The 4,613-nt window shown below is 28.9% G+C and carries 4 protein-coding genes and 1 pseudogene; 3 read left to right on the forward strand and 2 right to left on the reverse strand.

The window, feature by feature from the left end:
- Together Q1J48_RS06070 and Q1J48_RS06075 are read right to left on the reverse strand one after the other, a co-directional pair.
- Positions 1-524, reverse strand: a pseudogene (locus Q1J48_RS06070) (IS3 family transposase); the annotation flags it as partial.
- An 80-nt stretch (positions 525-604) separates the two neighbouring features.
- Positions 605-1,969: an MATE family efflux transporter gene (locus Q1J48_RS06075; RefSeq protein ID WP_300361988.1), complete on the reverse strand. Its 1,365-nt coding sequence runs from the start codon at positions 1,967-1,969 to the stop codon at positions 605-607.
- 178 nt (positions 1,970-2,147) lie between these two features.
- Between Q1J48_RS06075 and Q1J48_RS06080 the strand changes: the two genes are divergently transcribed.
- From Q1J48_RS06080 to Q1J48_RS06090, 3 genes are all read left to right on the forward strand, one after another.
- On the forward strand, positions 2,148-3,065 hold the full coding sequence (locus tag Q1J48_RS06080; RefSeq protein ID WP_300361990.1) for an AEC family transporter: 918 nt from the start codon (positions 2,148-2,150) through the stop codon (positions 3,063-3,065).
- Positions 3,066-3,077: 12 nt separating this feature from the next.
- Positions 3,078-4,400, forward strand: coding sequence for a Na+/H+ antiporter NhaC family protein (locus tag Q1J48_RS06085; RefSeq protein WP_300361993.1), 1,323 nt, complete (start codon positions 3,078-3,080; stop codon positions 4,398-4,400).
- 10 nt (positions 4,401-4,410) lie between these two features.
- Positions 4,411-4,613: UvrD-helicase domain-containing protein (locus tag Q1J48_RS06090; RefSeq protein WP_300361996.1), on the forward strand; the 203-nt coding region annotated here is incomplete at its 3' end.

Raw genomic sequence — 4,613 nt, forward strand, 5'->3', positions numbered from 1 at the left:
CTTGATTTTTAAGTTCTAATGTAATTCTACGATATCCATATCTCTTTTTATTCGCATGGAATATTTCTTTGATTTTATCAATAATATCTTGATTTTTTACATCTTTATCTTCTTTATTTACATAAAAATAGTATGTAGTTCTTGCTATACCAGATATTTTAAGTAATATTTTTAAAGGATATTTAGCTCTAAGTCCAATTACTACTCTAACTCTTTGTTCTTTGCTGATTCTTCTTCCTGAACTAGAGCATTTAACTTTTTTAAATATTCATTTTCAGCTTTTAAATACAAAATTTCTTTTTCTAAACTTTTAATTTTATCTTCTTTAATTAATATTTTTTTATTTTAGTCATAGTCTTTGATTTTCTCCATTTTTTCTTTTCTATGACATTATAGCAGTAAGAAATTAAACCTATATCAATACATATACTTATATTAAAATTAAAACTTAAAGATTTCAAAGACTCACCTTTTAATCTTTGTTCATAAATTTCAATTTTTTGATTATTAGTTAATTTTGCCATAAAAAAATTACCCCCTCCATCTTAGTTGTCTAAGATTTTGGGTGCAATACAAAATCATCAGTTTAATAGCTCAATTTTTTTTATTTCATATTTTTATCTAAGACTTTTCTAAAAATAAAAATAAATATTAGTATAGCAGTTATGGCAGAGGCCACATCTGAAATAAGTTCAGCATAGAAAACTCCCATTACTCCAACATATTTAGGAAGTATTATTGCAAGAGGGATAAGTAGTAAAATCTTTCTAAAAAGAGCTAAGAATATAGAAGTTTTAGAAAGTCCAATTCCTAAGAATATAGATTGTCCACTATATTGAACACCGAAAATCAACATTCCCCCCATAAATACAGGTAGTATTTTTTTCATAACCTCTAAAACCATAGGATCCTTTGTGAACATAGAAGATATAAACACAGGGAAAATCATAGTTAAAAAAGTTAGGAAACTTAAAACTATTGTGGCAGAACCAACTATAATTTTTGTAGCCTTTAAAACTCTTTTTTTATTTTTAGCACCGAAATTATAACTTATAATAGGTTGAGCTCCATAGCAGAAACCTCTTACAGGGATAGAGATAAGTTGCATAATACTTTGGGCAATTGCCATAGCTCCAACATAAAGATCTCCCCCATAAGTTTGTAAACTTTTATTTAAAGTTACCCCAAGCATACTTTCTGTTATCTGCATAGTGAAAGATGATGTTCCAAGGGATAAAATATCTTTTATTATTTTAAAGTCTGGTCTAAGATATTTTAATTTTATATTTAAAAAAGATTTTTTAGAGGTTAAAAAGTAAACTATCCAAAGAGCACTCACTGCTTGAGATATAACTGTGGCAATGGCAGCCCCTCTTATTCCAAGAGAAAAGATTGAAATAAAAATATAATCTAGGATAATATTTAAAATAGCACCTATCAAAATAGAAAACATAGCCTCTTTAGCAAAACCTTGGGCAGAGATAAAAGGGTTTAGTCCAAGGGCTAATAAAACAAAGACAGTTCCAAAAAGATAAAGATTTAGATAATCTAAGGCATAGGGCATAATATTTTCACTAGCACCAAAAGTCAAAAGAAGTGGTTTTCTAAAAATAAATATAATAAAAGGAATTATTATAGCGAAAAACATAGTTAAAGAAACGCTATTTCCCAATATTTTTTCAGCCTTTTTAAAGTTTTTTCTACCAAGCTCAATAGCTGAAAGGGGAGCCCCTGCATAACCAGCAAAGGAACTAAAAGCTGAGATACCAACTATTACAGGAAAAGTAACTCCTATTCCAGTAAGGGCTAGAGTTCCAGCACTATCAAGATGTCCTAAAAATATTCTATCGATAATGTTGTATAAAACATTAACAATTTGGGCTATGATAGCTGGTACAGAAAGTTCAACTATTAATTTTCCAATAGGTTCAACCTCGAGCTTATCATTTAATTTTTTTCTATCAGTCATAATATACACTCCATTAAATTAGAATAAAAGCTCTCGTAGTTGAGAGCTTTCTGAATAATTTTGCATTATATTTTATCATCTTTTATTTTAAAAGTCAAAATCTAAAAAAGCAAAATGAAAATTGATAAAAAATTATCTTTGTAGTAAAATAATAGTAAATATTTTAATGGGGGATAGTATGGGATTTGAGAGAGTAGTGTCATTACAAGGGATGTTATTTTTATTGATAGTTATTGGAGTTTTTGCCAAGAGAAAAAGTATTTTACCAGAGGAGTCTAACAAAGTTTTAACAGACTTTTTAATAAATATTATTTTACCTTGCAATATTATTAATTCATTTAGGGCGGAATTGAAAATAGAGGTTTTAATAAATTTTGTAAGAATATTTTTACTAGCTTTTGGGATACAGATTTTTGCTATTATAATAAATAATTTTTTATATAGAAATCAAAGTGAAGAAAGACAAAAGGTTTTAAAATATGCAACTGTAATTTCAAATGCTGGTTTTATGGGAATGGCAGTTGTTGAGGGTGTATTTGGAATGGCTGGGGCTATGTATGCCTCTATATCTTTAATATCTCAAAGGGCTTTGCTTTGGTCAGCGGGACTTGCTTATTTTACAAAGGCAAATACAAAAAAAGAGCTGTTTAAAAAGATTTTAACTCACCCTTGTTTAGTCAGTGTTTATATAGGGCTTATATTGATGATATTTCAAATCCCTCTTCCAGATTTTTTAGGAAGAACTATAAGATCTATCGGGAACACTACAACACCAGTTTCAATGATATTGATAGGTTTAATTTTAGGGGAGATTAAGGATCTTAAAAATTTTGTTACTAAAACAGTTATGTTTTATACAACTATAAGACTTGTGGGACTTCCATTGATAGTTTTTTTAGTAGGGAAATTTTTTGGATTTGATGAGATACTTATAGGTGTTCAGATACTTATAACAGGGATGCCTGCTGCAAGTACTACGGCAATACTTGCTGGAAAATACAATGGTGATGTGGAGTTTGCCACAAAATGTATCTTGGTTAGTTCGGCTCTTTCAATGATAACCATACCTATCTGGTGTCTAATTTTAAAAATTTAAAAGAGGAAAATTATGAAAATAATATTTCTGATGTTGATTTCTATAATCTATATACTAAAAACAAAATTTGCCTTAGGGCTTGGAGTTTTTTTAGTTTATACTCTAATTTTTATCTTGGCCTTGATAAAAAATAATAGTTTTAATTCCTTGATAAAAATTTCTGAAGAGTATGGGAAAAAATCCAAGATAGTTATATTTGTATTTATATTTGTAGGGGCTTTGACTTCTAGTTGGCTTGCCTCTGGAACTATCCCTGGGATAATTTATTATGGGATAAAATTTATAAATCCAAACTTCTTTATACTTTTTTCTTTCCTTATAACAAGTCTTGTGAGCTTTTTCTTAGGTAGCTCCTTTGGAACTGCAAGTACTATAGGTGTGGCTCTTATGGGAATAGCTAGAAGTGGAGGAGTAAATCTGAATATAGTAGGAGCTAGTATAATCTGTGGGATTTATTTTGGGGATAGGTGGTCCCCTCTATCTTCAAGTGCAAACTTAGTGGCTAGTTTAACAGGTGTAGATATTTATTCAAACTTAAAAAATATGGTAAAGTCAATGATTGTTCCCTATCTATTGACTTCTATTTTTTATTGTGTTTTATCCAAAAATTATATTTTAAATATAGGGGACAATAAAATATCAAACCTTATTTTAGAAAATTATAATCTAAATATCTATCTTATTTTTATTCCACTTATTTCAATAATAATTTTTTCACTTCTTAGGATAAATGTAAAAATATCTATGGGGGTTAGTATAACTCTAGCCTCAATCATAGGAGTATTTGTCCAAGGGGAAAAGTTTTTTAAAGTTTTAAACTATATAATTTTTGGATTTTATAAATTTGAGGGAAGTTATTTTGGTGAGATTATAAAAGGTGGTGGGATAAAATCTATGCTAAACGCCACAGTTTTAATATTTCTTTCTTGCTCACTAGTTGGGCTACTTGAAAAAATAGAGGTACTAAACTATATAAAAAATAAGATTTCAAAAATAAAAACTAGAGGGGAATTATTTAAAAATACTGTTTTTATCAGTTTGATATCTGGAATGATAGGAGCTAATCAAACTATAACTGTTATAATGACAGAGCAGATAATGGAAGATATATATGATGAGAAAAAAATTGAGAGGGTTGAGTTTGCTAAGGATATAGAAAATAGTGCAATTATTTTACCGAGTATAATCCCTTGGAATATTGCTTGTTATCTACCTTGTGCAATGCTAGGAATTGGGAATATAAGATTTATCCCCTATGCCATATATATTTGGATTTTTCCAATTTGTATGTATATCTATTATAGTTTTATAAAAAAAGAGAAAGAACTAATTTAAGGAGGATTGTATGGAAGATTTAAATGAAAAACAACTTGAGGCTGTAAAACAGATAGATGGTCCTGTCCTTATTTTAGCAGGTCCGGGAGCTGGAAAAACTAAGACTATGATAGAGAGAACTGCCTATATTTTAAATCAAGATGGGGTTCTTCCTGAAAATATTTTGCTTTCTACTTTTACCGACAAGGCGTCCAATGAACTTATAAGTAGAAT

It is taken from the genome of Fusobacterium sp. (genome assembly GCF_029258315.1).
In the GTDB taxonomy this organism is placed as follows: domain Bacteria; phylum Fusobacteriota; class Fusobacteriia; order Fusobacteriales; family Fusobacteriaceae; genus Fusobacterium_B.

What these genes read in the sequence shown, in the direction of transcription:
- Q1J48_RS06075 (WP_300361988.1), bottom strand. Translation starts at nt 1,969, where the DNA reads ATGACTGATAGAAAAAAATTAAATGATAAGCTCGAGGTTGAACCTATT.
- Q1J48_RS06080 (WP_300361990.1), top strand. Translation starts at nt 2,148, where the DNA reads ATGGGATTTGAGAGAGTAGTGTCATTACAAGGGATGTTATTTTTATTG.
- Q1J48_RS06085 (WP_300361993.1), top strand. Translation starts at nt 3,078, where the DNA reads ATGAAAATAATATTTCTGATGTTGATTTCTATAATCTATATACTAAAA.